We start from the raw sequence: 26,635 nt of genomic DNA on the forward strand, positions 1-26,635 counted from the left end.
GTAAGAATCTCAACCGAATGAAGTAGGTCAAGGCATCAACCTGTGAGATACGATCGCTTCAGAATGTTGAGAAACCAGACGTTCAAGGCTGAATGCAAGCTCAATCTTGAACAAGTTCTGAACGATATCCATCAGGAGGACTCATGGCTGCAACCCCACTCACCGGATCCGAACTGATTGACTGCGCCAGAGCGAACAGTTCCAAAGGACTGGAAGTCACTGCTTCCCGCTGCGGCTATGGGAATGATTTGGACTCCTTTGAGGCTGCCCTGCGAGATGCTGGAACGCATATTGGTGTAGAGATCGATCGGTTTGAAGATTTAACGAAACCGCCTCAGGAACAACAGCAAACTGGGGTAGAAGTTGCGCCAGATTCATTGAGTGAACTGTAAATAGTTAAATTCGTAACCGATCGCCGTCATGATCCATTACTGTATAAATTGACCTTCACGCAGTACAGTTCATGGCTCAGGTGTTAAAGCGTCCGTCGGTGGTGGTGGTCGGGGCTGGATGGGCCGGGTTAGGCGCAAGCTACCATTTGGCACGGCAGGGGTATGAGGTCACCTTACTGGAGGCAGGGGCCTATCCAGGGGGATTAGTGGCAGGTTGGAAGACGGCCCAGGGACGATCGATCGAAGCGGGAATACACGGGTTCTGGTATCCCTATCGCAATATCTTTTCTCTGGTGAATGAACTGGGATTACAGCCCTTCACAGCATGGACGCGATCGTCTCAATACTCTCCAGCCGGATTAGAAGTAGAATCTCCGATTTTTCAGACTGAACCACTTTTGCCCACACCGTTAGGAACGTTCCTCTATACCCGCTTTCAGCGAATGCCGTTGAGCGATCGGCTCTCTGCCCTGCCCCTGCTGTATGCACTGATTGATTTTGATAACTCTGATCAAGCCTGGCGACGCTACGACCCGGTAACGGCAAGGGAATTATTTAAGCAGTTTGGGGTGTCTGCGCGGCTGTATAAGGAATCCTTTGAGCCTATGTTACTGGTCGGATTGTTTGCCCCCGGTGAGCAATGTTCAGCAGCAGCGGCCCTGGGAATGCTGTATTACTTTATCCTGGCGCATCAGCCGAATTTTGATGTGGTCTGGTGTCGGGGTACGGTGGGTGAGATGATTTTCGGCCCTGGGTAGAGCAGATTGAAAAAATGGGAGGCCGGGTGCTGACGAACCGCCGCGTCACAGATTTAGTGATAGATACTCAGGCAAACACTCATACAGACACTCAGGTTAAGACTCAAAGTGCAAAACCACGAGTGACTCAAGTTATCTGTGGTGATGAGTCCTTTGAGGCAGATGCGGTGATCTTTGCGGTGGGCGTGACGGGGATGCAGAAAATTATTGGCAATAGTGATACCCTGCGCCAGTTTTCAGAGTTTCGCAATGTGATGAATCTGGGGGCGATCGATGTCCTGGCGACACGGCTCTGGTTCGATCGTAAGGTGAATGTCCCCCTCCCATCTAATGCCTGCTTTGGGTTCGACCCGACCACGGGATGGACGTTTTTTGACCTGAACGCACTTCACGATGAATGGCGGCCAGAACCGGGAAGTGTGATTGAAGCTGACTTTTACCATGCCAACCAGCTCTTGCCCATGACCGATGAACAAATTGTGGCGAAGGTACATCACGATTTAGCCGTCTGCGTTCCCGAATTTCGATCGGCCAGGGTGATAGATCACAGCGTGGTTCGTCTGCCCAGAGCCGTGACCCACTTTTCCCCCGGCAGTTATACCTCAATGCTGTCTGGCACCACCTGCGTTGAAAACCTGCTGATGAGCGGTGATTGGATTGTGAATCGACATGGTTCCTGGTCACAGGAAAAGGCTTATGTGACGGGGCTGGAAGCGGCAAATCGAGTCATCGCCCAGTTTGGCATCGGTCAACCCGCAACGATTCTTCCCGTCGAACCGGATGAGCCTCATATTCAGGCTGCCCGCAATGTCAACCAAACGTTGAGGGGATGGGGGCGATCGATCTTGCCAAATTGGGGAGGATTGGATTAACCCGTACTGCCCCCCTCATACTCTGCCATCTGGCGTTGAATGGCAGCCTGAATTTTGCTATCAAAGTCTGCGTCATGAATGGTTGTAATCACAGGCTGAGAACGCTCTCTACGCCTTGCTAAATAAGCCTGAAATGCCGCAGTATCTTCCCGATGGGTCAGAAAATAGTGCCTCAATTCTTGATCAGTCATTGCTGCATAATTGATTAAACTCATTACAGCACCTCCCCCCCTGGAGTAATTTCAAACTCGATCTCTTCGTTTTGCCCAGCCAAGATATATAAATTTTGAGTCCGGCCATCCACACAAACGAGATGGATTGGTTGCAACATTAAATAGGTCAAACGATAGCTAATTCGATACAAACACCCTAGCTGCGCAACGGTTGGCATCTATCACCCTTGCCAAAGAAGTTTTCTTAGTATAACAAGGGTCTCTACACCGATTGCTCAACTGTTTCCAAATCCGATGGGTGAAGGTAATAGCATTGCTCCACCGTTGAACTAGACGTAATACTTCTTGTAAGAGCAGATTGCGAACGGCCCTTATAGCATCTGTCTCCCCCCTTTGGGGAATCGGTATAAGTTAAACTAACGGTGTAATTGTTGGGGGATGTTGAATCGGAATGGCTCCTTTCAAATTGAACCTGTGCCAAATGGGCTGCATCAGATTATTCAGAGCCTTTGGAGCCAATCAATTTAGGACGCTCAGGATCGTGGATTAAATAACCTGTTCACCGTTCTGCTTCTTTGACTGGGCAGGCAAGATACCCACCTCACAAGAGTTTCAGGTTATTAAATTTGCATTCCTTAATAAACGGTCTATCTGTTGCATCGAATGGTATTAAAGATGGGAATGAAGGATTGGATTAAACGGTTGGCGATCGGGTTGATCACGCTTGGTGCGGTGTTGATGCTGGTGGTATCTCCCAGTGTGGCAGAGGCTTCTAACATGACGGTTTACCGCGATCCCTCTTGCAATTGCTGTGGCGGTTGGATTGATCATCTGGTGGAGGAAGGGTTCCAGCCGACTGAAATTTCAACGGCTGATGTCGAAACCGTCAAGCAGCAGCACCATGTACCCGAAAACTTTACCTCCTGCCATACTGCGATCGTGCAGGGCTATGTGATCGAGGGTCATGTGCCGGCAGCCGATATCAAACGCTTGTTAGCAGAGCGTCCAGAGGTGGCTGGAATTGCAGTGCCAGGCATGCCCGTGGGAACGCCAGGCATGGAAGATGGCGATCGACGAGATTCCTTTACTGTGTTTTCATTTGATCAGGCAGGAAATACGGCTATGGTTAATCAATATTCGTTTTAATCTTCGCTTTAAGTTTTGGGGATATGCCGCAACAACGGGACTCTAAGCGCACCAAACCGCTATACGAACAGACCTATGAAGCCCTACGGGCAGCGATTCTGAGCGGTGAAATTTTGCCCGGTGAGCGGCTGATTGAAAGTAATCTGGCAGAAAAATTGGAGGTGAGCCGCACTCCAATTCGGGAAGCCCTGCGGCAACTTCAGCTAGAGGGACTGGTTCAGGTGGATCGGCAGGGGGGATTGTCCGTGACGCGCTTTGCTCCGGCGGATATTGTGCATCTCTACGAATGCCGCATTGCCCTGGAACGAGTCGCAGTGTCAGGAGCCTGCCGCCATGCCACCGATTTAGAAATTAAGGCGATCGACATGGTGTTGACTCAAATTGAAAGTGCGATCTACGACAATGCCCTGAAGCTCGATCGCCAGCAAATTCTTGACCTGAACCGCAGGTTTCATCGACTGATCGCGGAAAGTTCTGGGAATAAGTGGCTGATCTCATTGCTGGAGCAAGTTTTAGACAAAATTCTGCTCTTTCGAGTCCAACTCCACCGTCAGGATGCGGATGTGCGAGAAATGCACGTTCAACATCGGCAAATCTATACGGCGATCGTGCACCGTGATATTGAAAAGGCAGTGCATTTGATCACCGCCCACCTGATGACGGATCAAGAACGAGGGCTGCGTCGCCTGCAAGCCCTGGAAGCGCAAGAGCGATCGAGCTAACCTGTTCCCCGACTGTCCGCCTACGGTGTACACACAAGTCATCTGCTCTAGCCACGACTGGGTTTGATCCTCCCTAACCCTCCTTAAAAAGGAGGGAACCGGATTAGAAGTCCCCCTTTTTAAGGGGGATTTAGGGGGATCTATCAGGGTTTGAGCCTCTCAGTCAAGATCTGTGTACACGGTAGGACTCTCCGCAGGGACGGAAGGGTGGCTGAAAAGGATATCTGCCCTCACCTACTCACCTACTCCCTACTCCCTACTCACCCCCCCACCTACTCACCTACTCACCCCCTTACCCCCACTCACCCCCGCTACTCCCAATTCCCAGGCTCTCGTATATGTAGCGTTACTTATCCCAAAGATCTGCGCCATCACGCTATATTTTGTTTAGACTGTTCTTGCAGCCAGAAACGATCGCACGAATGTACTACTAACCCACCAGACTGCGGTATAAATAAAGAAATTCAGTGGTGCCCTTCTTCGATCGTCTTCTTGTTGCCCATGTACTGATAGACACTAAACTCCCCATGGTTTCCCAACTCGACGCGCCCCTCCGCGATAGCAGCCATTCCCTGCCCTACTCTGTCGAAGGCTTGCTGCAAGTCTTCACCTGCTCTCACCGCAGCTTTTTTACCAGCGTCATGGCCCAGGCGTTGCGGATTGCTGGACAGGGTACTCCCGTTCTGATTGTGCAATTCCTCAAGGGTGGCATTCATCAAGGTCACAATAATCCGGTTCAACTGGGACAAAATCTGGATTGGATCCGCTGTGATTTGCCTCGCTGTATTAATACCCCTGAGTTTGCTGAAGAAGAGACGATCGCCCTCAGGGACTTGTGGCGGTACATGCAGGCGGCGGTATCCCAGGGCAGGTATGCGATGGTGGTGCTGGATGAACTGAGTTTGATGATGAATTTTGGGCTGATTTCAGAGGCGGAGGTTTTAGCCTTTTTGAAGAACCGTCCAACCCAGGTGGATGTAATTTTAACCGGGCAGAGATGCCCGAATCGATTCTGGAGATTGCCGATCAGATTACGGAACTGCGCCGCACCCATCGACCTTAAAATATTGGGAAAATATTGGGTTTGGGAAAATATTGGGTATTTTGTGTCACATTCTGAATTCGAGGTTAAACTCAGAACTCAGATTTTCAGCTTCTTCCCATTCTTAACCATGATTAAAAACGATACCTGGATCTCGGAAATGGCGGCTCAAGGGATGATTGAACCCTTTGAACCGCAACTGGTTCGGCACGTTGAGGGTTTGCCCGTCATTTCCTACGGCTTGAGCAGCTATGGGTATGATCTCCGGTTGTCTCCATCAGAATTTCGGATTTTCCGCCATATTCCGGGTACGGTGGTCGATCCGAAGAATTTCAATCCGGCGAATCTTCAACCTGTAGAGCTTCACAGCGATGAAAGCGGCAGCTATTTTATCCTTCCAGCGCACTCCTACGGTTTAGGGGTAGCCCTGGAGCGGCTATCGGTTCCCGAATACGTTACGGTGATTTGTATCGGCAAGAGCACCTACGCGCGAGTGGGGTTGATTGCGAATTTGACCCCTGCCGAAGCGGGATGGCGAGGCCATCTCACCCTGGAATTTTCCAACTCCTCCAGTGCGGACTGCCGGATCTACGCCAATGAGGGAATTGTGCAGCTTCTCTTCCTGGAGGGTGCGCCCTGTGCCGTGAGCTATGAAACACGGCGCGGCAAGTACCAGGATCAGCTTGAACAGGTGACTCTGGCGCGGGTCTAGGGATAATTAGAACATGAAGTAAAAGATTGTTCCAATTAATTTGGGTGCTCTGCTCAAACTGTCCTGAAGTAGGGCGTGTTCTGAGGAAAAGGGTAGAGCGATGAATATGGCGGATCAAGTTGGGACAATCAAATCGGGACAATCAAGGTTGCTGAAGCCGATAGGTGTATCTCACTTTTGGATTTGCATGACGAATCGTTCACTGGCAGGCAAGATGCCTGCGCTACTCTTGTGGGGTGGGCATCTTGCCCGCCCAGTCAACAAAGCAGAATAATTGACAGGTGATTTAATTCACAATCCTCAGTCCTGTGTCCCATCTCCAGGTTGTTATCTGCTGCCTGCCCTTTTCATCTACCCTTCTCGATCGCCTTTAACAAACTTACCTTTTGCCGGCTCTTCTTTATTGTTCTTCATACTGTTATATTTTTAATCTATGTCGCTTTGGATCGATCGCTCTGTATAGGTCGCTGGACAATTGGGTGAGGAGGCTTGTCGCCGCATGAATACATCACTACTGCCGGAAGAATTTCGATCGGGTGCATCCCTGCTGCCCGTTGAGTTGCAGGTTTCGGTGGTTGTGCCTATCTACAACGAGGTTGAAAGCATTCCTCGATTGGTGGAAACAATCAGCACGACCCTGAAGGACAGCGGCATTGCCTACGAAATCATCTGCGTCGATGATGGTTCCAGCGATGGTTCCTCTAAACTGTTGCGGGATCTGGCCCTAACGCGAACCGATCTACGGGCGGTGCTACTCCGCCGCAACTATGGGCAAACGCCAGCGATGGCGGCCGGCTTTAACCACGCCAGGGGCAAAGTGATTGTGACATTGGATGGCGATCTGCAAAATGATCCACGCGATATTCCCGTGCTGATGGCCAAGCTGGAGGAAGGCTACGACCTGGTGAGCGGCTGGCGGAAAAATCGACAGGATGCCATGATGACGCGGCTGGTTCCCTCCAAAATTGCCAACTGGTTAATTGCCAGGGTGACGGGGGTGAATCTGCATGACTATGGCTGTTCCCTTAAAGCCTATCGATCGGAACTCGTCACGGATATGAATCTTTACGGTGAGCTACATCGCTTCATTCCTGCCCTGGCCTTCATTGAGGGAGCCAGAATTGCTGAGGTGCCTGTTCGTCACCATGCTCGTCAGTTTGGTCATAGTAAGTATGGGTTGGGTCGCACCTTCCGAGTTTTGATGGATTTGTTCACCATCTACTTTATGAAGCGGTTCCTGACTCGCCCCATGCACGTTTTTGGGCTGTTTGGACTGTTTTCGATGCTGTTGGGCTTTGGGCTAGGGGCCTATTTAACCATCTTGAAGTTAGGGTTTGGCGCACAGATTGGCGATCGTCCCTTACTGATTCTCTCGGTAGTCCTGTTCCTGACCGGAGTGCAGCTCTTTAGCTTTGGACTATTGGCAGAATTATCGATGCGAACTTACCACGAGTCGCAAAACCGCCCGATTTACCGAGTCCGGGAAGTGGTAGAACCAGGACGGAAATAAGGGTATGGTGACTCCGCGTCCCATCCAGCCGATCGTTCAGGTGGATGCTTTTACCGAAGAACCCTTTCGGGGGAATCCAGCCGCCGTTTGTGTCCTATCAGAGGAGCGATCGCCGGAGTGGATGCAGGGGGTGGCTCAGGAGATGAACCTGTCGGAAACAGCATTTTTGGTGAAACAGCCGGATGGTTACGGATTGCGGTGGTTTACCCCAGAGGCAGAAGTTCCCCTGTGTGGTCATGCCACTTTGGCCAGTGCCCATGTGCTGTGGACAGAAGGCTATTTATCAACCGATCAATCGGCTGTATTTCAGACTCAAAGTGGTGTGCTGATCGCTCGGCAACAGGACGGCTGGATTGAATTAAACTTTCCGGTCGTACAGACAAACGAAACAATCGACCCACCGCCGCTGGCTGACATTCTGGGCGTTCCCATTCAATCACCCATTCTCAACTATGCAACGGGATATTTAGTTGCAGTGGATTCCGAGGCGATCGTCCGACAGGCAAACCCTGACTTTGCCCGACTCAAACAACTTCCCCTCAAAAAAGCGATTCTGACCAGTGCTGCCGATTCTGATTCCCCCTATGATTTTGTTTCTCGCTTCTTTGCCCCTGGCGTTGGCATCAATGAGGATCCTGTGACGGGTTCTGCCCACTGTGCCCTGGCCCCGTTCTGGCGCGATCGGCTGCACAAAAATGAGTTTCTGGCTTACCAGGCTTCTCGTCGGGGAGGCACACTCAAACTGCGTTATGACGGGGGCGATCGGGTTTACCTGATGGGACAGGCTGTAACCGTGATGCGGGGAGAATTAGTGAATTAGATCAGGTACGATAAAGTGAATAGTAGGGACTATTACTAACGTAACATTGCCGCACCAAAGGTTGCATTAAACTGGCGACACCAGATGGCGACAGAGGCATAATCCTCCAGGTTAATATCAGCAGGAATTTCATAGCTTTGAGTGCCTGCGGGGGCAGCCAGAGGAGCCAAAATTACATAATCCCCTTCGGCGATCGGGTAATCGGGGGGTGTGGTAGAACCAATCACATCGGGCGATCGATGGAGGATGACAAATAAATCCGGGCCACGTGAGGTTTGGAAAGAATCACCCAACTCGACGATCGTCCTGCCCTCTTGCTGGATAATTTGCACCGTTCCCTGGGTCGGATGTTCCCCTGACTCAAACTCACCAGAAGTCACCACTTCCGCCGCTACCTGAATTGGTTCAGAGGCAGCTACAGGTGATTCCGCAACCTGAACGGGATCACTTTCCTGGAGGCTGATAGTCTCCTGAATAGGTTCACCCTCGGCAGGATCGGCTGCAATCTGCCCCGCACAACCCATCACGACCAACGAAACAATTCCCACTAAACAAAGTTTGACGTTCATTATGTGATTCCTATACAAGGTTGGCTGCGATCGAGTTCTAGCTCTTGAAACGCAACCCCTTAGAACTACCCTTTCATCCTGAACGATTTCCAAAAATGATAAATGATTTTTCCCTGAGAAGTTCTCTAGAAGATCCTGAGAGAGTTTGGTAATGGGTCAGAAGTTCACTGTGATTCTTCCTAAGGAACGTACACTGACATCGGTTCCACATTCAATTCAGTCCGCCATTCCGCTAAAGGTTTCTCCCAATGATCCTCCCATTTCTGCGCTAAAAACGGCTTTGCCTTTGCCCCAGTCCGATAGCCGATCGCAATTTGATCCAGCAATCGATCAAGCTGATCCGGCGTTTTGAATACTGTACGCAGTAATCCACCCGCTATCAGGATCGCGGCTAACGGACGATGGACCTGGGCAAGTTCAAATGCTTTGAGACCCAACTCAGCATTCACATCTGGCTCAAAACCAGCGACCACATGCCAGATATCGTGAGTTTGCCGCATCCGCATGAACATATAGGTGACATCATCTTCCACTTTGCCCACCCGGTAAAAATTAGGGTCAAATCCATGCTCCATAATGTAAGTCGCATAAACATGACCCAGGGAACCAGGCGGCAATTGCTGCAACGCATCCATATCGGGCGGAGCGGGAAGATATCGTTCTGCGAAGATTTCACTCACCCCTGGCTTAGACTTGGCAAACTCCACGGCTGCTTCCGCCGCTTTGGTATGCCGCAATCCATCCTCCACATCGAAAACTGAATTGGTTTGCTCTGGATCTCGCATCAGGGTAACGACTCCCTTGAGCGTAATCAGAAAATCAAGATTCAGCGCACGCAGATCATCCAATCGCATAGAAGTCTTAAAGTTAGAACGCTATTTGGGTTAACCCATATTGTGGCAAGAGATTGACAAATCACCGCTCGATCGCAAGCAAACTTCATCACTAACCGCTACATCAGGGCGGCTTCCCCCAATCGATACAATTCCCGCGCATAATCCGTCCAGGTTCCCTGCCCCCAGTAGCGGAAACAGCTGGTTTGCAGCAGCAAATTGTACAGTAACGCCGCTTGATAGTTTGGTGTTCGGGTGATGGACGGATCGGCTTGCACCTGGGAGTCGTAGGTTTGGTGAAATTTTGCGCTCAGTTGGTTCATCGGTTCCAGGACATTTTCGTAGCCTTTTACCCAGCTAATGTCATTCGTCCAGGATGCACCATCCACATGGAACTGTGGATCAGATGTATTCAAATCAGCGATCGCCTGTTCCACTGCGGCTGGAGTGGCTTGATCCGGATCAACGCGCTGCCAGATCTTATGTTGACCGATCGCCTGACAGGTGGGATAGTCGTCTGGATGGATGCCAGATGCTTCGATCAGTTCGATATATTCCGTGCCGTTGACTCCCGCTACCCCGGTTGTATTTCTGCCATTTTCCTTGATTTCATACCATACGGGCAAAAAGTCACGGGGAAATTCGTTCATCATCACGCCACCATTCTCGCCATCGGCAATTTGCGTAACGCAGGAAGGGATAGAAACATTCCCGATCGCCTGCCGTCCCCGTCCTTTGGCTTCGTGGTAGGGCTGCATTTGAGCGACTAATTTCGTATCCGAACCCTGGGTTTTAATCAGTGCAGTAATGGAAATCGTTTCACCCTGAGAATTGCGAGCCACCAGTTGATTGGGAATATATTTATCATCCTGATGCAGAGCCGAACCGTCCAGGCGTTCCACCGAATGTTCCTGCACCATCAACCAGCGATAGCCACACTCCTTCAACGCTTTGATGTACTCGTACAGCGTATCGGGATGGTTGGGCAAGTGCATTTCGGGAGGAGAGAACCCCTTAACTCGGCGCAGGGCATCATAGCCAAAGAGCGATGCAAAATGGTGCTGCCAGGCTTGAATGTGCAGCTTCAGATCGGGAATTGGCGTAGAGGGAACCACCGCATGGCTCCACATCGTGCCTAACCACTCCACATAGGGGTAATACTGAGGATCACAGGTAATCCGCCGCAGGTTGTTGAGAATATCCGATCGCCCCATTTGACTAAAGCTCCAGAGCAAATTCCCTGAATAATCCAGCATAATCCGGGGATTACCGCCATTGCTCACAATTTCTGGAATAAAGTCTCCCATCCGCCCATAGCACCAGGCAAACACACCCGCATTGTGGTTGTCGCCCATGTGGGGATGCTCAAACATATACTGTAAATGCCCAATCAACGCTCCATCCGCACCTGCCGGAATGGTGGGCTGATGCATATGCAGGGCGCAGGCAAAACCCGCTGTAATTTGTTCTAAACGCAGATTGGTAACAGGCAGAAAGACTGGATCTGAGTGATTGACCACCGATCGAATCTCGGCTTCCCAACCGCAGAGATTTGGTAAACCCGATCGAAGTGCCTCCAGAGTGGGCAGTTGAGTAGGGGTCGTTGCGGTCATGGGCGGTTTCCTCATAGTGCCACTGATGACATCCTACAACCCATTGCTTGAGGCAACCCATTGCTTGAGGTATTTCACCCATCCATTCAGATGACCTACGGATGAATGGTGCTGAATTGAAGCGGGTGGGCATCGCCCACCCTACGAGCAATCGAGCCTCTAACCCTATGCCGCACTACCCAGATAGGCTTCCAGGGCTTCCGAACCGCCAATCAGCTTGCCATCGATAAACACCTGCGGCACTGTGGCTGCTCCCGTTGCTGCCCGGAGCGATCGAGTGGTCGCATTTTGCCCCAGTACAATCTCTTCGTAGGACAATCCATATTGCTCCAGCATGGACTTAGCACGAGCACAGAAAGGACAGCCGATCTTACTAAACAAAGTCACACACTTAGGCTTTTGCGCCTCTGGATTAATGTAGTTGAGCATCGTGTCAGCATCGGACACCTTAAATGGATCGCCTGGCTCCTCTGGTTCGATGAACATTTTTTCGACCACACCATCCTTCACCAGCATGGAATACCGCCACGATCGCTTCCCGAAGCCCAGATCGGTCTTGTCCACCAGCATTCCCATCCCGTCCGTGAACTCACCATTCCCATCCGGAATTAAGGTGATATTATCGGCTTGCTGATCTTTAGCCCATTCGTTCATCACAAACGTATCGTTTACCGACATACAAATAATGTCATCTACGCCATTTTCTTTGAACACGCCGGCCAGATCGTTATAACCCGGAAGGTGGGTGGATGAACAGGTGGGCGTAAAGGCTCCCGGTAAGGAGAACACAATCACCGTCTTGCTTTTGAACAGCTCATCCGTTGTGATACTGACCCATTCATTGTTCTGGCGCACACGGAAGGTGACATCAGGCACTTTCTGTCCCTCACGATTGGGCAGCATAAACTAAACTCCTTAAGAAAAAGACACATTCTCAAACTATTAAAGCGTACTCGTAATGAGTATGAATTGTCAATAAGATTGTCAACAAGGAAGTTGGATCGAATTTATGCAGGAACCGAGGAAATCCCAGGATGCTCGCCAATCAGCCCCAGCAACCCAGCGAAATCGGGAGCCAATTCTCAGCGTTCTGCGCCAGGTATTGCCGTCAATGGGCACGGTGCTAGAAGTCTCAAGTGGAACCGGAGAGCACGCAGTTTTTTTCGCGCCCCATCTCCATCCCCGTCAATGGATTCCCTCCGATCCCAATCCGATCGCCCGGGAGAGCATTGCCGCCTGGAAGCATTACTGTGCAGGGGAAAACCTGGCAGGGGAAAATTTGCTGCCGCCGATCGCCCTGGATGCCCGTGATGCGGTTTGGCCTGTGGAGCAGGCTGACTTTAGGGCAGAACTCCAGGAACCTATCACCGCGATCGTCAATATCAATATGATTCACATTGCCCCCTGGGAAGCCTGTCTGGGGCTGATGGCAGGCGCAGGGCGAATTCTACCGCCTGGAGGAGTTTTATACCTCTACGGCCCATTTCGGCAGGAGGGCAAGCATACAGCCCCCAGTAATGCCACGTTTGATCAGAGCTTACAGCGACAAAATCCTGAATGGGGAGTGCGAGATCTGGCTGATGTCAGGACTGCAGCTCAGGCAGAAGGTCTGACATTTCAACAAATTTATCCCATGCCTGCCAACAATCTCTCTATGGTGTTTCAAAAGGAGTGACTCAGCCCATCCCCTACGGCACGATCAGCACCGGACAGGGCGACAGATTAATGACTCGGTTCGTCACACTATCAGCCATTCCCTCCTCAGTTAACCCCAAACCCCGACAGCCCATGATGATCAAATTCGCGCCGATCTCATCTGCCACATCGCAGATCACAAAGGCCGGTTTACCTTCTCGCTCCAACACTTCGGCTTCAATACCATGATTGTGGAAGGCGGTTTTAGCACTCTCCAGCAGTTGAGCGATCGCCTCTGGGGAAGACATGGTTCGTTCCGTTGCCGTACTGGGTTCGCCGTCATCGTCAACCGTTTCTACGACCGACAAAATGATCAGACGACTGTTATAGGTCTTGACGATATTTGCCACCGTATCAGCAGCCTCACGAGACTCACGGCTCTGATCAACGGGAAAGAGAACTTTTTTAAACATAGAGCTTGCCGAAAAATGGGGTCAAATGTATTGATAGCAAAATTCGCTACGGATTGTGGATGATTGCAATCGTCATTAATGTTTGGTCAAAATATTTAGCCAATATTTGAACGTTGGGCTACCCATCACCATTGAATTAGAAATAGGTAAGGAGTTGGTAGTAGAGAAACCCGCTCCGACCCTGAGGAAACCCGGATTGCTCTATCGTTTGGTGAATTGCTATAAGCTAAAAGAGCAGCTATACTCAGTCTTCGGTATCGCTATCCATTCCATTCCATTCTGTTCTAACCTATGCCTCCTCGCTGGCCTCGTCAACCAACCCGCCAAGATCCGGCTTTTCGTAAGTTGGACGATCGCATGAATTTTGCTGTCCACGTTGCTATATTTGCGGCAGTGAATTCTGGAATTTGGTTCTTTCGCATTTTTCTGCTGGCCGCGTGGGGGTGGACGGTCTGGTTCACGGGCATTTGGGCCCTGGGGTTAGTGGCCCATGCTCTATACATTTTCGCAATTGCTGACTATTCTGACTCTGCACCCTCTAAAGGATGAACCGGGAGCGATTGATCGATGGCATACACTTCCAGCGAGGCGATCGAAAAACTAGCGGCTTCGATCGGTGAGAATGTTTACATTGACGTAGCCAAATGGCATCTTTACCTGCGAGATGCCCATCTCCATACTGCTTTAGCTGAACAGTTTTATCCTTTGCTGACTAAGGGAATGCCCAGCGAGGATGAAGTGTTGGGGCTGTTGCAAAAAAACTCAGTGAAATTAGGGGGTGGCAAGTTGGAAGTCCCCCTGGCTGATTTACTGCCGATGCAGTCTCAAGTTCATCTGATGGATGTACTGGAAGAGTTTCAGCGCGATCTGTAGACAGGCTGGGGCAGACCTATAGAGTCAGTACTGCTCACCCAGCCAAACCATTACCATAATCAGCCCAGGTGCTCAGTCCGGCCATCCCAGAATGTTAGCGATCTCTTCAGCAAAAGACATCGGGTCAAACGGTTTGCTAATTACTCCGGCGATCGCCATTGCTGAAAATTGGTTTTTGTCCATCGGCTGCACTTTGGCCGTGAGTAAAATAACTGGGATCGATCGCAGTGCCGGGTCGGACTGGAGATGCTGCAAGAAAGTGAAACCATCCATCTGAGGCATAGAAATATCCAGCAGAATGGCATCAACCGATTCTGCTTTGGCTTGCTCCAGTCCCTGCTGTCCGGATCCTGTGGAAAAAACAATCCAACCGGCCAAATCTTCCAGGCATGCACGCACGACCTCTCGAATGCGTTCTTCGTCGTCAATCACCAAAATTCGTTTTGTCATAGATCTAATCTCAGGATCTCTAGCCTCAGGATTAAGGTCTAACCTCAGGATTAAGGCATTCCTCGACGCGATCGATTGCGCTCAATCCGGCTCAAAATACGGGTCACCAGTTCTGGCCCAACGACGGGTTTGGCAATGAAATCATCCGCTCCAGCCGTGAAAACTGACCGAATCGAGTCGGCATCTGTGTGGGCAGTCACCACCAGAATGGGTAAATTTCCCCATTGCGGATCATGACGCACAACCTGACACAAATCAATGCCGCTAAAGGTCGGCATTTCCAGATCAAACACAACTACATCCGGTTTAGTCAATACCAGCATCTCCCAAAACTGCTGCGGATCATTCAGCGTGGTAACGTCGATTCCCCACGGTTGCAGTAGATGACTCAAGGCTTCCAGGACGATCGGATCATCATCCACAATCAGAACTTTGGCATCGCGGGTGGGTTGAGTCGCCAGAGTATGGGTAATAGTTTGCAGAATCTGGTGAACGGGCATGGATTTGGACAGAAATGCTCTGCCGCCTAGCCGGGAAACTTTCACGCGATCGGCTAAACTGTCCCGTCCTGTAAATACCAGGATAGGCAGAGTGGGATATTGGCGGGTTAACTCAGTCAAGAAAGTCAGTCCGGTTTCGGTGGAGTTGGGAAAGTTCAAATCCAGCAGTACCAGATCCGGAAAATCTTGAGCCATGACCTGACGCGCAGACATGGGGCTAGACGCAGTTTTGATGGTGAGTTCGTATTGGGCAGCGATCACTTGCAGTTGTTCAGTCAGGGACTGATCATCGTCAACGACTAGCACCAGGGATTGGGCAGAAGGTTGAACTGAACGGGAGGCTGGCTCCAGTGCCGCAGGGGGTGCGGTCTCTAGAATTTCGGCGGAGGCAGGGGGTTGGTTTCCTATTTCCTGAAATAGCTCTGCCACTAACTCTGAAAATTGATGGCTGATGGCTGAATCCAGGAGATCGGTATTCAGCAGCAATTCAGCTTGTCGAGCCAATTCCGAGCCGTGCGGATAACCAAAAATACCTAGTGACCCTGCCAGTTTATGGGCTTCCTGGCGAGCCTGGGTTTGCAGTTCTGCTGTAAGGGTTTGAGCCTGGAGGGCGTTAGCAACCTGTTGCAGGGTCTCAACTTGCTCGATAAAGGTATGCTTGAACCGTTCGAGCACCCGAGCGATCGAATCCCCTTTCTTGGGTTGGGCAGAGGGTTGGGCAGAGGGTTGAGCGGGGTTAGGTTGAGGGCTGGGTGATACAGGGGGCGGTTTGAGTCGGTATCCTAACCCATAGACTGTTTCAATGAGTTCACCCGTTACACCACCATTCTTTAACTTCTGGCGCAGATCTTTAATGTGGGTGGTAACGGCACTTTCAGCCGGAGAATCTTCCATCGACCACAGCCGATCGATAATCGTCCCTCGACTGAACACCCGTTGCGGGTTCCGGAGCAGTAATTCCAGGATGCTGAATTCTTTAGGCGTGAGGGCGATCGGGTCAGCGTCGTACATTACTTCATTGGACACGGGATCAAGGGTGAGTTGTCCCCAATGCAACGCCGATGAAAAGGAAGTCTGTCCGCGTCGTAGCAAGGCCCGAATTCTGGCCCGCAATTCCTCCAGGTCAAACGGTTTGACCACATAATCATCCGCTCCCGCATCCAGTCCGGCAATTTTATCGGTTTGGGAGTCTTTAGCTGTTAGGAGCAGAATCGGCATCTGCTGGCCTTGCGATCGAAGCTGACGGCAAATACTAATGCCATCGAGCTTGGGAATCAAAATATCCAGCAGAACCAGGTCATAATCATAGGTTTCTGCCAGGGCCAACCCCATCTGCCCATCGGTTGCCACATTAATCACATGGCGATCGTCCGTTAAAGCAGACTGCAAGGCCGCAACAATGGATTCGTCATCTTCCACCAATAAAATTTTCATGGTGGGATTTCCTTAGACGATCGCAACAACTGACTCTCCCAAAATTCATTCTCCCAAGCTCCACTCTACTGAATCAGGGATAGCAATCCTTATTATCCCCCGATCGGTTGCCCCGATTCCTGACTCCTCACCCGGCGGTAAATAACCATCTTGTCACCCACCACGGGACTTCGGGCTAACCGTTCTCCCTCTCCATCCGCCAGTTGTAATGCCTCAAAGTCTAATCGACGCGCTCGTTTTAAGATGTCATTGGCCAGACTATCCTGACGAGTTGAAGACAGATCGTACCACCCGTCGCCAATCTTCACTGTGAGTTGTCGATCGCCAAAGTTCGCCTGAACCGACTGAATCAATCCCTCCGTATACTCATCGGTGACGCTGGCAACCTGTTCCTGAATCTTGGTAATTAAAGCGGGATCGGGGGTGGGTTCCGGTTGAGGGACGTTGGGAGCACTGACGGCAGGGGGGCGATCGCCCAGTTGAGCGGGAGCTTTTGAGGGCAGCAGCAGGGTCGTAATCCATAGCACCAATGCCAGCAGCAGTACCGCCACTGTGGTAATCGTCCAATCGGGGAGCTTATTCCAGCCTTCTGGCAGCACCGATCGAATGCGCGGCAGTAAGAATTTCCAGCCTTTCCAAACCCACGAAGCCAGCAGTTGCAGCAACCGCCAGAGGGTTCGTCCAATCCCGACTATTACCGGAGCCAGAGCCAGCCCAAGGGCCCAGACCTGCTTGAAAAGTTGCACAATCACAGGGGGTTTTGAGGCTGCTTCACTGCCCGTAGATGGGGAAGTCGGTTGTTGATCTGAAGGGGAAGCCGGGGAACCAGAACGGGTTGCCGTCGCGGGTGGCTTGCCGGAGGGTTCAGCTCCTTCATTGGTCGTTGAATGCTGGGTGGCATCGGTCATGGCCACCGATTCGATCGGTTCTGGATTGGCCGCTTCCGGTGCTTCAGATTGCAGATTATCAGGTTGCAAATCCGGTACGCCCTCTAGAGGGGAGGAGGGTTCGATCGGTTCTGGAGTCGGATTCGGAGCGGATGACGGTTCTGAAGCCTCAGCATTGGTTGGCTGAGAATTGGTCGGCTGAGAATTGGTCGGCTGAGAATCTGGGGGTTGGGAGTTAGAAGGATTTGGTTCCAGGGGATTGAAGGGGTCTTGTGTCATGGATGGTTCCCAAACGCAGCAATTTTGTCTAAACGGTATTTTTTATCGGTTCTATCGAAAAGATAATAAAGATAAAGGCGAATGAGGGTCGTTAAGGGGGTGTAAAGGGAATTGTGGTTAACCCAAATTTACCGTTGCTGTTCCCATCTTGCCCTGTGGTTTGAATCAATGGCAGTTAAGAAATTCATCGGTACAGTTCGCTACCCTGAATACATCCCCCACTCTAATTCCTCACAGAGCTTTTTTCTTTACTCCGCTTATTTTTTTTACAACGTACATTCACAATTGGGTGAAGACTATGGCAGTCACAATTCCGCAACTGATTCGCTACAAAAAAGAAGGACGCTCGATCGCGGCCTTGACTGCCTGGGACTACCTTTTAGCCCAAGCTCTAGACCAGGCAGGTGTAGATTTAATCCTGGTGGGCGATTCCCTGGCAATGGTGGCCCTGGGATATGAAACGACACTTCCCCTTACCTTAGACGAAATTTTGCACCATGCCAAAGCCGTGCGTCGGGGGGTGAAGCAGGCCCTTTTAGTGGTCGATCTACCGTTTTTGAGCTATCAGGAAAGTCCAATTCAGGCCTTACAGACCGCAGGGCGTGTCCTCAAGGAAACGGGAGCGCAGGCGGTGAAACTGGAGGGGGGCTATCCGGCAATGGCAGAAACGGTGGCCCGGCTGGTGCAGACAGGAATTCCGGTCATGGGTCATGTCGGACTTACGCCCCAGTCAGTCCATCAGTTTGGTGGTTATCGCAAGCAGGGCAAAACCCCGGAGGCGGGCGATCGAATCCTGGCAGAGGCGATCGCCCTGGAACAAGCTGGAGCCTTTTCCATTGTTCTGGAGCATATTCCCTCAGCACTTTCCCTGCAAATCACCCAAAAGCTCAGGATTCCGACGATCGGCATTGGTGCGGGACCCACTGTGATGGGCAGGTTTTAGTTACGTCTGACCTCTTGGGTTTATCATCCTGGAGTCCACCGTTTGCCAAAGCCTACGCCAACCTGCGGGAAGCAACGATGCAGGCCGTTCAATCTTTCTGCGAAGAGGTCAGAAGCAACCAATTTCCTGAATAAAATGAATACAGTGAATACAACTTCTCCAGTTTCAAGGCGAGTTTAAAAGCCCGTCAAAGCACCATAAATTCCCCAAATCGCCATTGCCCGCAGATAATGACTGGCGCGAAAGGTTTGTCTGGCTGTAATTGCCTCTGGAGTGCGGAACTGTAAGCCATGCTCATACACTTGCTGCACCACCGCCTCCGTCAATTCAAACGCCTCCTTTTGCATCCCCATTTGCACCATAAATGCCGCTAATCCGAAGTTGATCCCTGTCCAGACCTCCAGGGGATGGGTGTCATTCGGGTTGACTGGGGAACCGTCGGGACGAACCCCGTTGGCCGCTCCGATCGGGAGTGAGGAGTGAGGAGTCAGGAGTGAGGAGTCAGGAGGTAGGGGCGAATCACGATTCGCCCTTGCAGAAGATGGGGAGAGCGCAGGAGCATTTTGTTGGATCCAGCGGTTGAAGTTAACGAAACAGGATTCGTAGACGGTTTGGAGGGCTGAGTGGGCACAGTCGATCGGCACAATATCCGGCAGTCCCAACAGACGGGCATAGAACTGGCCACAGAGCTGATCCGCCATCACCACATCGGAACCACTGCCGCTATCCAGGCGGTAATATTTGCCATTCCAGAGGGTTTCCTGATAAACCGATTGCGCTTGCTCCAGCCAGGTTTGATACATCGGCATGAAAGCTTGAGGTGCAGGACTCACGGCTGTCCCTCCTTCCCCACTCCCCACTCCCCACTCCCCACTCCCCAAAATCTCCCCGATCGCAATCGCCGCCTCTAACGCTGCAATCCACAATCCCCCACAGTAAGCACTGACTCCCTGAAGTCGCCAATCATCAAAGGTTTGATCCGGCGCACCAGAGTTTTCGGGAATGCCGTCATTATCCAGATCAAAAGCCTTGAGGTAATCCAGGGTTGCGGTAATGGCGGGCCAGCAATCAGCTAAAAACTCGTAATCGGTACTGCCCGTGAGCTTAAAATCTCGGTAGACCTGTAGGACAAAATCGCTGCCCAGATCCTTCCAGAGGTTACAGTCCTGGTAGCTGGTGTAATTCGTTTTTTCCCAGACGTGCTCATTCGGCGCGCCAAGATCGTGTGGGGTGGCGTTTTTCGCTTTGCGGAGAGCCTGGGGACTGGGTTTGCCGATCGTGTAATAGTAGCCGATGGTGCGGGTGCGGGTGTCCTCAGCGGGAATCGCTCTGGCAAAGGCGCGTAGCACTGATTTATCCAGTTCAGGAAACAGCATCAGCAGGGCAAAGGAGCCGTAGAGCCGCACATCCAAACTTTCATACCAGCGATAGTCGAGGCATTCCAGCACCGCAAATTGCCCGATCGCATCCTGTTGGGTCGCCGCACTCCACAAGGTTCCACCACTAGCGAGGTCGTAGAGTTCATTAAACAGGGCCATCTTGAACCAGTTGGGTAAATCCCTGCGATCGAGAATCGGCTGCTGCCAGTGCTGAATTTGCTGTTGCCAGGTTTTGTAGTGCTGAAGTCCCGTTTGGGCGATCGTCCAGGCATTTTTACCACTGCGACCGAAAAAGTCCGTATAGCGACGGTCATACTTCACCCCTTCAGCAAATTCTGTTACGGGCAGATCCCACGCCAGAACAAAGGGAATTTGTTTTGTTTCCCCCGGAGCCAGGGTAAACCGAAGGGCCAGCGCGACTCCCACTTGCTCCTGCTCCTCAGCCGGAGTCTCATCCTCAAGATTAGGTAACGAACCATCCTCAGCAAAAGCATTCCAGATTTCTGCACCAGACCCGATCGGATTCCAGCGGGTGTGATAGAACACTTCTCCAATGTTTGCATGGGTTGCGATCGCCCACTGACCCATGCCTTCCTGGGTTTCAGCAGATTCCTGATCAGAACTGACTGGATCAACCTTTGGACGATCGGGACTCAGCCGATCCATCACACAGCCCACCGCTCCCTCCTGCTGGATCCACCGATTAAGGTTCCCGGCACTCTCCCTCAAGCGCGGCTGATACTCATACACCGGACTGCCATCATCCCTGACCTTGACTTCCGGTGACTTCAACGCATTGGTAAACCAGCCCACCATATTCTGCCAGGTCAGTAAAATGCTCAACGTCATCGATCGATCGCTGGGATTATGGGCCGTCCATTCAAAAATGGCGATCGGATAACTACTCTCCTGATAATTCTCTGCCCAGATCGGTGAAAACTGTTCACAGGTCAACTCCGCCTGAAAGACATTGCGATAGACAAACCAACTGCGGGGATACAGCGCGAAATATTCACCTGAATCAGAGCTTTCTGTCTCTCTTCTCTCTCCTCCCTCCTCCCTCCTCCCTTCTTCCTCCTCCCTTCCCGGATACCACTGCCAGGCTTCCAGGCTCCCATCTTCTGCGGGTTCCGTACAAAGGGCATAAGCCTGAGTCAAGGCATTTTCCGGATCATCAACCTGTTCAAACAGGCTAAATTGACAGGCTGGAAAGGTTTGAAATACGTGCTCCCCACCGTCGATATGCCAGAGGTTAAAGTCTCCCCTCGAAGACCGCCCGATACAGCCCGCCCCCAATCCGCCCAACGGCATTCCGTGCCACGGCCCATCATCAATATTGCTGGGATAGCGGACGGTATATGGTTGAGTCCAGCCTGCTCCGATCGAACGGCTCCAGGCACAGGCAGGAATATGGGGCAAAGACGGTGAAGTCATAGGTACAGTGGCAAACAACCGCAGGGTAATGAAATAGAAGTGATCGTTAACTATAGCAGTCGGTCTGCAAGTCCGAACCATTCACCCTCACAATCCCTCTGTCGCCCCAGCCACTGAAGGTGTCCAGCTAGACCCTAAGGTGAACGACTTCACCCGTTTGCAACGATCGCGTCAACGCTGCGAGAATCTGCACCAACTCTGCCCCTAACCAACCCGAAGAAATCGAGGACGGCTGATTCTGCTGAATGCAGGTCAGGAAATGGGAACAGACTTGCTGTAAGGGTTCCAGGGGTTCAAACAGGAGTGCTTCTGTCTGCTGATCAACCGGAACAAAGAGAGGTTGGGACGAATCGGGATGGGTCTGGCGATCGAGCCGTCCCTGGATCAAGCTCAGGGGAGCCGCCGCCAATTCATCGAAGACCAACGTACCCTGGCTCCCTACAACGCTGAGTCGTCGTTGCTTATCCGGGTTCGACCAACACAGGTGAATGACTGCCTGGAAACCGTTGGGGTAGGTCAGGGTCAGCCAGACCAGATCGGAGTGGGGAGTGGGGAGTCGGGAGTCGGGAATCGTAGGGGTGATTCGTGAATCGCCCGCGCAGGAGGGCATGGTAGGGGCGATTCGTGAATTGTCCGCACAGGAGGGCATGGTAGGGGCGATTCGTGAATCGCCCGCACAGGAGTAAGAGTTAGCAGAAAAATTGTGTAACCAGTTAGTCCCCTGAGCTTGAACCGCGATCGGGGTTTGATTAAGCCAGGAGTTAAAAATGGCAATATCGTGAATAGCCAGATCCCAGAGAGCATCCACATCCTGACGAACCGGGCCGAGGTGGGTGCGGGCGGCGTAACCATAGCGAGGGCTGCCAATCTGTCCCTGTTGAATGACTTCTCTGCCCCGTTGGACAGCAGGATGAAACAGATAAGTATGATCAACGATGAGTTGGCGTTGCTGTTGAGCGGCGAGTTGACAGAGTTCGATCGCTTCCTTTCCATCCAGCGTAATCGGTTTCTCGGCCAGCACATGGCATCCCCGTTCCAGAGCCGATCGAATTAACCCATAGTGGGTGACGGCAGGAGTGGCAATTACAACAGCTTCAACATCTGCTAAGGATAGGGCAATATTCCAGTCGGTGGAGAGTAGGATGTCGGGAGTTAAATCAAACCGGTTAGATAACTGCTCCAATCTTTCCAGGCAGGGATCAACGATTGCGACAACTTGAGCTTCAGGCAGAGCGAGGAAATTTCGCAACAGGTGACTGCCCCAGCGACCGACACCGAAGAGGGCAAGCTTGAGGGGAGTGGGAAGTGGGGAGTGGAGAGTAGGGAGTGGGAGAGAGGCGATCGCGGACTTGTCCATAACGGGTTCAGTAGCGAGTATGAAAGGATACAGCTATAGAATTCCCGAAATCCCACAGGACGAAACGAAACCCCTACTCCTTCCTACTCCTTCGATTCAAACGCGTCCTTGAGTGCTAAAAATGCAACCCTCGCAGCAGACTGTTCTGCGGCCTTTTTAGATTGTCCCTTGCCTTCCCCCCATCGCTTGCCTTGCAACCAAACCTCTGCAACAAATCGCTCCGTATCTCCGTACACTTGCCCCACTTCCTGAACTCGGTACTCTGGCAAGCTTTGATGGTGAGCCTGGGTCCAACCCTGAAGGGCACCCTTGTAATTGTGTAGTGCAGGATCCTGCCGAATCATTTCTGAAGATTGGTATAAATGCGGTTCCAGCCAGGGAGCGATCAAGCTTAAATTTTGCGTACTTAGATACAGAGCGGCTAAAACCGCTTCAAAGGCTGCGGCAAGTCGAGTTTCCTGTCCCACTCGATCGGCCAGGGCACTGTTTGCCATCAGCAGGAAGCGATCGAACCCATACTGATCGGCAATCTGAGCCAGGAGGCGATCGCTCACCATGACGCTCCGAAGGGCAGAAAGTTCACCATCACTGGCATTCGGGTAGGTCGTAAATAAAAATTCTGCGGCGGCTAATTTCACAACTGCATCCCCAACGAATTCCAATCGCTCATAGTTGGCTGTAGCGGAGGCGGTTGGATGGGTCAAGGCTAAATCCAACAAGTCCCATCTCACCGGTGCTTGTTTGGGTAAGCCTAATCGCTGGATGAACTGATGGAGTTGTTTCTCGCGGCGTGGATCAGAAAGGGGCATCGTTGAGGAATAGGAAAATGGAGAGGGAAGAGGCGGACATAAGCCGGGTTCTGTTCCCCCAGTGGAATAACCCACCAGGAGGGCAGTTATCTATCTGGGATGCCTGTTGCCAGACACCTCTAGCGGATTACGCAGGAGTAAATACCCCTACCCGGAGCAGGAAAAAGACCAACCCTTGCTCCTTCGACCTTGCTTCCAACCGGGGTTTACCGAGCCAACGCCTCTCGACGTTGCTGGTGCGCTCTTACCGCACCCTTGCACCCTTACCGTGCTAGTTCTGAGTGCCAAACGCTGAATGCCGAGCAAAACTCAGTCCTCAGTCCTCAGTCCTCAGTCCTAACTTTGGCGGTATGTTTCTGTGGCACTATCCTCACGCTCACGCGCACTGGGCGTTACCCAGCAGGTCTGATCTTTTGGAAGCCCGGACTTTCCTCGGACGATCGCCGCTCCTGGGAAAAATCCTCTGAGAGCTTGATCCTCCGCAACCGCCTGCGCCTCCTCTTCCCTTGATTCCAGTCTAATGTGTCCTGCTCCAGGCGAATAGCGTGGATTGATTCGGATAACCAATCATTTGAGTTTCGGAAACAGGACTATTTTTTGGGATTCCAGGGGAGTTGGTCGTGCCAGGGCATACTGGTCATCGTGAATTTACACTGAATTGGGTACAGTCTTTCGATCGCCTCATCCTCATTCAAATCCAGCAACCGCAGCATCAACAGCAGGGAAAACTTCAAAGACTCATCTCGATCCTCAAATGCCGCTAGTTTTTTCTTCAGCGACTCTCGAGCTGCTTTGGGAGCTTTTTTGTTTTCGGAGCCTTTTTTGATGCTATTAAGATTGAGAATTGGGGCGGTGGGTTCCAGAATCGTTTTCGCTTCATCTAGCTTCAGGAGTTCTTCCGCCGTCAGGTTGCCACTAAACTTCATTCCTGGGCTGACGGGGCTGGCTTCTTGCTTTTTTGGAGGCACCATATCTCTGATTTGGCGGTTGGCATCTAGATGAATCACCCGTCGAGATTCGTTTCCATGGTCGGTTAAGGTACTTTTGTCCCAATACACGTAAACATAGATCTCTCGATCGGTTTTATTGGAGATATTTTCAATGCTGAGAGCAAGCGATCGAGGCGTTTTGTCATCCTCGACTTTGTCAACACTGTATTTGTAGCGTGAGTCCAGCTTGAAGCTGATTTTGACAATGTCTTTGAGCTTAATCCCGTTAAATTGTTTCGCGTCTAGCTGCTGCTCAATATCTTTGTTGTCAACCTCAATTTTGACCTGCTTCTCAACCGAACTGATGGCCTGCATGACAACATAGGTCGTAATGATGAGAAAGACCACAACAATAATAAGATCGAGTTCATTCATGACCTGTCATTCACGACCTGAAGGAACCGTGCAACGAAAAATAACAAAAATAAAGAGGAAGAAGCACCGATCGCGCTTCACCCTGTTTGATTGTAGAACCTGAGTTCTCTATGCGATCGAGAATTCCCTCAAGGCAGGCAAAAAGTTTTTGTTTTCGTGTTGCGAGCGGCTCAGTTTAATCAGGGCAAATCGCTGAAGCGGAGTTAAATGGGCCCATTGGGTGGAGTTAATTTGCACCCCCACAGATTTTCCCTGTTCCTGCACACTCTCTGGCACGATCGCCCCATTCAGCCAGGCAGGATCGGGATCAATGGGCAAATCTGAGGGAACTTCTCCCATCTGCGAATGCACAACCTGATGCAGGTACGATCGATAGGACTGAATTTCAGCTTCAGTGGTGCAGGGTTGCTGTACCAGGGTTTGCCGTTCCTCCGGGGATAAATGGTTCCAGTGAGTGAGCTTTAACTTTACGCCGCAGGTATCCAGCTTGTAGCGCACCTGCATAGGAATACAGCGCAACGATTCAGCAAAATCAGCTTCAAACTCAAAAATCTGGGACATGAACGATTTCCTTCTCTGTCAGTTCTCAGGGGGGATGCTGCTTACAGATCCATTTTGACGGGTTTTGGACAATCTGCTGATGGAAACACTACTGCATCGGCAGGCAGGAGAAAATCGATCGCCCACTGTCGCTGAATTGCAAACCGGAGTAACCGCAGCGGAACGCTGGAATGTTGGATCACTCTGGGTCTGAGGAATTTACCTAACCCTAGACGACCGATGCCTTTAATGCGAGCCTGAAGCCTGATCCGCCAATAGTTCAAATACTGCAAAGGTTTATTTTGTCCAGCATAGAGCGGTATAAAGGCGAGCTGTCCGTACAGTACATCAGCCCGATGTGCTGAACTCAGTCCATGTTGCCGATGCTCTGGATTCGGTCGTCCCCCATGTTCACCATAGTTGCGGAAGGGAATGTAGTTCTTGAAGTGCCGATCGCGCAGGAAGCGATCCACCTCTGAGTCCCAGGCTGAATACTGGTTTGTGCCGATCGTTTGTTCGATCGTTTGCGCCAGTTCCAATAAACTGTTTGCGCTTTGAGGGGTGACGATATAAGCCACCATCGCCGTCGAGAACCCTTCTGCATATCCAGACGCAGATACGCTGTAAACCTGAGCCGCACAGGCATAGAGCCAGGCAATCCCTAAGTTGGGCTGACTGGCATCGTAGGGCAACGGTAACTGACTCAATCCCACTACAGGGACAAAATCCGCCTCTAAAATCAACGAAGGTTGCGACAACTGACTGGCTTTTTGCCAGGCCCGGCAATGGTTTAACAAGCAGAGATAACTCCGGGAAAACCCTTGAAATTCTGGCGGATGCACTTGCCTCAGCACCTCATACTTCAGTCCTTCTGTAGTCAGGGTTTGCTCAAGCTGCTGCGTTGACTCCCTGTGAGCCAATACAAAAACTGTGCCGATCGAATCGGTCAAAGTGCGAAAATTTTGGCAGGAGGCAACCATAGTAAGAGAAGAGGCTTAAAAACTGCTACACCCATTCCCCACGGAACAGGCAATGCCCGTAGTTTAAGCAACTCAGCCGGGGTCAGTCCTGCGAATTTTTACCGAAAATTTGCATTACTCAGCCATAGCTTGTAAG

General features: G+C 51.3%; 25 protein-coding genes, 1 other RNA gene and 3 pseudogenes. 12 read left to right on the top strand and 17 right to left on the bottom strand.

Annotated features, from left to right (window positions below):
* Positions 1-143 precede the first annotated feature (143 nt).
* Complete coding sequence (locus tag ACM1PF_RS22170; RefSeq protein WP_416666984.1) at positions 144-392, top strand: hypothetical protein; 249 nt, start codon at positions 144-146, stop codon at positions 390-392.
* A 71-nt stretch (positions 393-463) separates the two neighbouring features.
* Positions 464-2,022 (top strand): annotated as a pseudogene (locus ACM1PF_RS22175) (hydroxysqualene dehydroxylase).
* Here the strand turns inward: ACM1PF_RS22175 and ACM1PF_RS22180 are convergent.
* Together ACM1PF_RS22180 and ACM1PF_RS22185 are read right to left on the bottom strand one after the other, a co-directional pair.
* Positions 2,019-2,237: a DUF6887 family protein gene (locus tag ACM1PF_RS22180; protein WP_416666986.1), complete on the bottom strand. Its 219-nt coding sequence runs from the start codon at positions 2,235-2,237 to the stop codon at positions 2,019-2,021. The pseudogene ACM1PF_RS22175 and the gene ACM1PF_RS22180 sit on opposite strands and share 4 nt — an antisense overlap.
* Positions 2,237-2,413, bottom strand: coding sequence for a DUF6888 family protein (locus tag ACM1PF_RS22185; RefSeq protein ID WP_416666989.1), 177 nt, complete (start codon positions 2,411-2,413; stop codon positions 2,237-2,239). Before ACM1PF_RS22185 ends, ACM1PF_RS22180 begins: the two co-directional genes overlap by 1 nt.
* A 463-nt stretch (positions 2,414-2,876) precedes the next feature.
* On the opposite strand from ACM1PF_RS22185, the gene ACM1PF_RS22190 reads away from it, so the two are divergent.
* The 6 genes and pseudogenes from ACM1PF_RS22190 (at position 2,877) to ACM1PF_RS22215 (ending at position 8,147) form a co-directional block, all read left to right on the top strand.
* On the top strand, positions 2,877-3,341 hold the full coding sequence (locus ACM1PF_RS22190; protein WP_416666992.1) for a DUF411 domain-containing protein: 465 nt from the start codon (positions 2,877-2,879) through the stop codon (positions 3,339-3,341).
* Between the two features lie 23 nt (positions 3,342-3,364).
* Positions 3,365-4,063: a GntR family transcriptional regulator gene (locus ACM1PF_RS22195; RefSeq protein WP_416666994.1), complete on the top strand. Its 699-nt coding sequence runs from the start codon at positions 3,365-3,367 to the stop codon at positions 4,061-4,063.
* A 527-nt stretch (positions 4,064-4,590) separates the two neighbouring features.
* A pseudogene (locus ACM1PF_RS22200) lies at positions 4,591-5,126 on the top strand (P-loop NTPase family protein).
* Between the two features lie 109 nt (positions 5,127-5,235).
* Entirely contained in the window at positions 5,236-5,817 is a 582-nt protein-coding gene (dcd, locus tag ACM1PF_RS22205; protein ID WP_416666996.1) for a dCTP deaminase, read from the top strand.
* Positions 5,818-6,316: 499 nt separating this feature from the next.
* Complete coding sequence (locus ACM1PF_RS22210; RefSeq protein ID WP_416666998.1) at positions 6,317-7,327, top strand: glycosyltransferase; 1,011 nt, start codon at positions 6,317-6,319, stop codon at positions 7,325-7,327.
* Between the two features lie 4 nt (positions 7,328-7,331).
* Positions 7,332-8,147 (top strand): PhzF family phenazine biosynthesis protein, encoded by an 816-nt coding sequence (locus ACM1PF_RS22215; RefSeq protein ID WP_416667001.1) that lies wholly within the window; start codon positions 7,332-7,334, stop codon positions 8,145-8,147.
* Positions 8,148-8,182: 35 nt separating this feature from the next.
* On the opposite strand, the gene ACM1PF_RS22220 is transcribed toward ACM1PF_RS22215, so the two are convergent.
* The 4 genes from ACM1PF_RS22220 to ACM1PF_RS22235 form a co-directional block, all read right to left on the bottom strand.
* Positions 8,183-8,716: a DM13 domain-containing protein gene (locus tag ACM1PF_RS22220; RefSeq protein WP_416667004.1), complete on the bottom strand. Its 534-nt coding sequence runs from the start codon at positions 8,714-8,716 to the stop codon at positions 8,183-8,185.
* A 179-nt stretch (positions 8,717-8,895) separates the two neighbouring features.
* Positions 8,896-9,570, bottom strand: coding sequence for a Coq4 family protein (locus tag ACM1PF_RS22225; RefSeq protein WP_416667007.1), 675 nt, complete (start codon positions 9,568-9,570; stop codon positions 8,896-8,898).
* A 98-nt stretch (positions 9,571-9,668) separates the two neighbouring features.
* Entirely contained in the window at positions 9,669-11,162 is a 1,494-nt protein-coding gene (locus ACM1PF_RS22230; protein WP_416667010.1) for a glycosyl hydrolase family 57, read from the bottom strand.
* A gap of 165 nt (positions 11,163-11,327) precedes the next feature.
* A complete protein-coding gene (locus ACM1PF_RS22235; RefSeq protein WP_416667013.1) occupies positions 11,328-12,065 on the bottom strand; it encodes a glutathione peroxidase in 738 nt (245 codons plus the stop codon).
* A gap of 106 nt (positions 12,066-12,171) precedes the next feature.
* Between ACM1PF_RS22235 and ACM1PF_RS22240 the strand changes: the two genes are divergently transcribed.
* Positions 12,172-12,837, top strand: coding sequence for a DUF938 domain-containing protein (locus tag ACM1PF_RS22240; protein WP_416667015.1), 666 nt, complete (start codon positions 12,172-12,174; stop codon positions 12,835-12,837).
* Positions 12,838-12,850: 13 nt separating this feature from the next.
* Here the strand turns inward: ACM1PF_RS22240 and ACM1PF_RS22245 are convergent, their stop codons facing one another.
* A complete protein-coding gene (locus tag ACM1PF_RS22245; protein ID WP_416667018.1) occupies positions 12,851-13,270 on the bottom strand; it encodes a universal stress protein in 420 nt (139 codons plus the stop codon).
* A 291-nt stretch (positions 13,271-13,561) separates the two neighbouring features.
* Between ACM1PF_RS22245 and ACM1PF_RS22250 the strand changes: the two genes are divergently transcribed.
* Both ACM1PF_RS22250 and ACM1PF_RS22255 read left to right on the top strand, forming a co-directional pair.
* On the top strand, positions 13,562-13,819 hold the full coding sequence (locus ACM1PF_RS22250) for a 2TM domain-containing protein (protein ID WP_416667020.1): 258 nt from the start codon (positions 13,562-13,564) through the stop codon (positions 13,817-13,819).
* An 18-nt stretch (positions 13,820-13,837) separates the two neighbouring features.
* A complete protein-coding gene (locus ACM1PF_RS22255; protein ID WP_416667023.1) occupies positions 13,838-14,143 on the top strand; it encodes a DUF3181 family protein in 306 nt (101 codons plus the stop codon).
* A gap of 72 nt (positions 14,144-14,215) precedes the next feature.
* On the opposite strand, the gene ACM1PF_RS22260 is transcribed toward ACM1PF_RS22255, so the two are convergent.
* The 3 genes from ACM1PF_RS22260 to ACM1PF_RS22270 form a co-directional block, all read right to left on the bottom strand.
* Positions 14,216-14,593, bottom strand: a complete 378-nt coding sequence (locus ACM1PF_RS22260; RefSeq protein WP_416667025.1) for a response regulator — start codon at positions 14,591-14,593, stop codon at positions 14,216-14,218.
* A gap of 50 nt (positions 14,594-14,643) precedes the next feature.
* Complete coding sequence (locus ACM1PF_RS22265) at positions 14,644-16,527, bottom strand: response regulator (RefSeq protein WP_416667028.1); 1,884 nt, start codon at positions 16,525-16,527, stop codon at positions 14,644-14,646.
* Positions 16,528-16,619: 92 nt separating this feature from the next.
* Positions 16,620-17,693, bottom strand: coding sequence for a hypothetical protein (locus ACM1PF_RS22270; protein WP_416667030.1), 1,074 nt, complete (start codon positions 17,691-17,693; stop codon positions 16,620-16,622).
* A gap of 298 nt (positions 17,694-17,991) precedes the next feature.
* On the opposite strand from ACM1PF_RS22270, the pseudogene panB reads away from it, so the two are divergent.
* Positions 17,992-18,770: pseudogene (gene panB / locus ACM1PF_RS22275) on the top strand (3-methyl-2-oxobutanoate hydroxymethyltransferase).
* A gap of 42 nt (positions 18,771-18,812) precedes the next feature.
* Here panB and ACM1PF_RS22280 read toward each other — a convergent pair.
* The 7 genes from ACM1PF_RS22280 to ACM1PF_RS22310 all read right to left on the bottom strand — a co-directional run bounded on the left by ACM1PF_RS22280 (position 18,813) and on the right by ACM1PF_RS22310 (position 26,499).
* A complete protein-coding gene (locus tag ACM1PF_RS22280; RefSeq protein ID WP_416667032.1) occupies positions 18,813-21,449 on the bottom strand; it encodes a GH116 family glycosyl hydrolase in 2,637 nt (878 codons plus the stop codon).
* 127 nt (positions 21,450-21,576) lie between these two features.
* Positions 21,577-22,806, bottom strand: coding sequence for a Gfo/Idh/MocA family protein (locus ACM1PF_RS22285; RefSeq protein ID WP_416667035.1), 1,230 nt, complete (start codon positions 22,804-22,806; stop codon positions 21,577-21,579).
* 83 nt (positions 22,807-22,889) lie between these two features.
* Positions 22,890-23,615, bottom strand: a complete 726-nt coding sequence (gene rnc / locus ACM1PF_RS22290) for a ribonuclease III (RefSeq protein WP_416667038.1) — start codon at positions 23,613-23,615, stop codon at positions 22,890-22,892.
* 22 nt (positions 23,616-23,637) lie between these two features.
* An RNA gene (gene rnpB / locus ACM1PF_RS22295) (RNase P RNA component class A) lies at positions 23,638-24,116 on the bottom strand.
* A gap of 89 nt (positions 24,117-24,205) precedes the next feature.
* Positions 24,206-24,979, bottom strand: a complete 774-nt coding sequence (locus ACM1PF_RS22300; protein ID WP_416667041.1) for a hypothetical protein — start codon at positions 24,977-24,979, stop codon at positions 24,206-24,208.
* Between the two features lie 108 nt (positions 24,980-25,087).
* On the bottom strand, positions 25,088-25,540 hold the full coding sequence (locus ACM1PF_RS22305; RefSeq protein ID WP_416667043.1) for a nitrate reductase associated protein: 453 nt from the start codon (positions 25,538-25,540) through the stop codon (positions 25,088-25,090).
* A gap of 41 nt (positions 25,541-25,581) precedes the next feature.
* Positions 25,582-26,499 (bottom strand): LPS biosynthesis glycosyltransferase, encoded by a 918-nt coding sequence (locus tag ACM1PF_RS22310; RefSeq protein ID WP_416667045.1) that lies wholly within the window; start codon positions 26,497-26,499, stop codon positions 25,582-25,584.
* Positions 26,500-26,635: the final 136 nt, after the last annotated feature.

The sequence above is a fragment of the Egbenema bharatensis FJBBOT/2019 genome, from assembly GCF_048077055.1.
GTDB classification, from domain to species: domain Bacteria; phylum Cyanobacteriota; class Cyanobacteriia; order Elainellales; family Elainellaceae; genus Egbenema; species Egbenema bharatensis.

Coding starts and splice junctions, on each gene's coding strand:
- ACM1PF_RS22215 (WP_416667001.1), top strand. CDS start 7,332: ATGGTGACTCCGCGTCCCATCCAGCCGATCGTTCAGGTGGATGCTTTT.
- ACM1PF_RS22305 (WP_416667043.1), bottom strand. CDS start 25,540: ATGTCCCAGATTTTTGAGTTTGAAGCTGATTTTGCTGAATCGTTGCGC.
- ACM1PF_RS22225 (WP_416667007.1), bottom strand. CDS start 9,570: ATGCGATTGGATGATCTGCGTGCGCTGAATCTTGATTTTCTGATTACG.
- ACM1PF_RS22235 (WP_416667013.1), bottom strand. CDS start 12,065: ATGCTGCCCAATCGTGAGGGACAGAAAGTGCCTGATGTCACCTTCCGT.
- ACM1PF_RS22265 (WP_416667028.1), bottom strand. CDS start 16,527: ATGAAAATTTTATTGGTGGAAGATGACGAATCCATTGTTGCGGCCTTG.
- ACM1PF_RS22255 (WP_416667023.1), top strand. CDS start 13,838: ATGGCATACACTTCCAGCGAGGCGATCGAAAAACTAGCGGCTTCGATC.
- rnc (WP_416667038.1), bottom strand. CDS start 23,615: ATGCCCCTTTCTGATCCACGCCGCGAGAAACAACTCCATCAGTTCATC.
- ACM1PF_RS22310 (WP_416667045.1), bottom strand. CDS start 26,499: ATGGTTGCCTCCTGCCAAAATTTTCGCACTTTGACCGATTCGATCGGC.
- ACM1PF_RS22280 (WP_416667032.1), bottom strand. CDS start 21,449: ATGACTTCACCGTCTTTGCCCCATATTCCTGCCTGTGCCTGGAGCCGT.
- ACM1PF_RS22300 (WP_416667041.1), bottom strand. CDS start 24,979: ATGAATGAACTCGATCTTATTATTGTTGTGGTCTTTCTCATCATTACG.
- ACM1PF_RS22270 (WP_416667030.1), bottom strand. CDS start 17,693: ATGACACAAGACCCCTTCAATCCCCTGGAACCAAATCCTTCTAACTCC.
- ACM1PF_RS22185 (WP_416666989.1), bottom strand. CDS start 2,413: ATGCCAACCGTTGCGCAGCTAGGGTGTTTGTATCGAATTAGCTATCGT.
- ACM1PF_RS22245 (WP_416667018.1), bottom strand. CDS start 13,270: ATGTTTAAAAAAGTTCTCTTTCCCGTTGATCAGAGCCGTGAGTCTCGT.
- ACM1PF_RS22220 (WP_416667004.1), bottom strand. CDS start 8,716: ATGAACGTCAAACTTTGTTTAGTGGGAATTGTTTCGTTGGTCGTGATG.
- ACM1PF_RS22250 (WP_416667020.1), top strand. CDS start 13,562: ATGCCTCCTCGCTGGCCTCGTCAACCAACCCGCCAAGATCCGGCTTTT.
- ACM1PF_RS22230 (WP_416667010.1), bottom strand. CDS start 11,162: ATGACCGCAACGACCCCTACTCAACTGCCCACTCTGGAGGCACTTCGA.
- ACM1PF_RS22195 (WP_416666994.1), top strand. CDS start 3,365: ATGCCGCAACAACGGGACTCTAAGCGCACCAAACCGCTATACGAACAG.
- ACM1PF_RS22210 (WP_416666998.1), top strand. CDS start 6,317: ATGAATACATCACTACTGCCGGAAGAATTTCGATCGGGTGCATCCCTG.
- ACM1PF_RS22170 (WP_416666984.1), top strand. CDS start 144: ATGGCTGCAACCCCACTCACCGGATCCGAACTGATTGACTGCGCCAGA.
- ACM1PF_RS22190 (WP_416666992.1), top strand. CDS start 2,877: ATGAAGGATTGGATTAAACGGTTGGCGATCGGGTTGATCACGCTTGGT.
- ACM1PF_RS22260 (WP_416667025.1), bottom strand. CDS start 14,593: ATGACAAAACGAATTTTGGTGATTGACGACGAAGAACGCATTCGAGAG.
- dcd (WP_416666996.1), top strand. CDS start 5,236: ATGATTAAAAACGATACCTGGATCTCGGAAATGGCGGCTCAAGGGATG.
- ACM1PF_RS22180 (WP_416666986.1), bottom strand. CDS start 2,237: ATGAGTTTAATCAATTATGCAGCAATGACTGATCAAGAATTGAGGCAC.
- ACM1PF_RS22285 (WP_416667035.1), bottom strand. CDS start 22,806: ATGGACAAGTCCGCGATCGCCTCTCTCCCACTCCCTACTCTCCACTCC.
- ACM1PF_RS22240 (WP_416667015.1), top strand. CDS start 12,172: ATGCAGGAACCGAGGAAATCCCAGGATGCTCGCCAATCAGCCCCAGCA.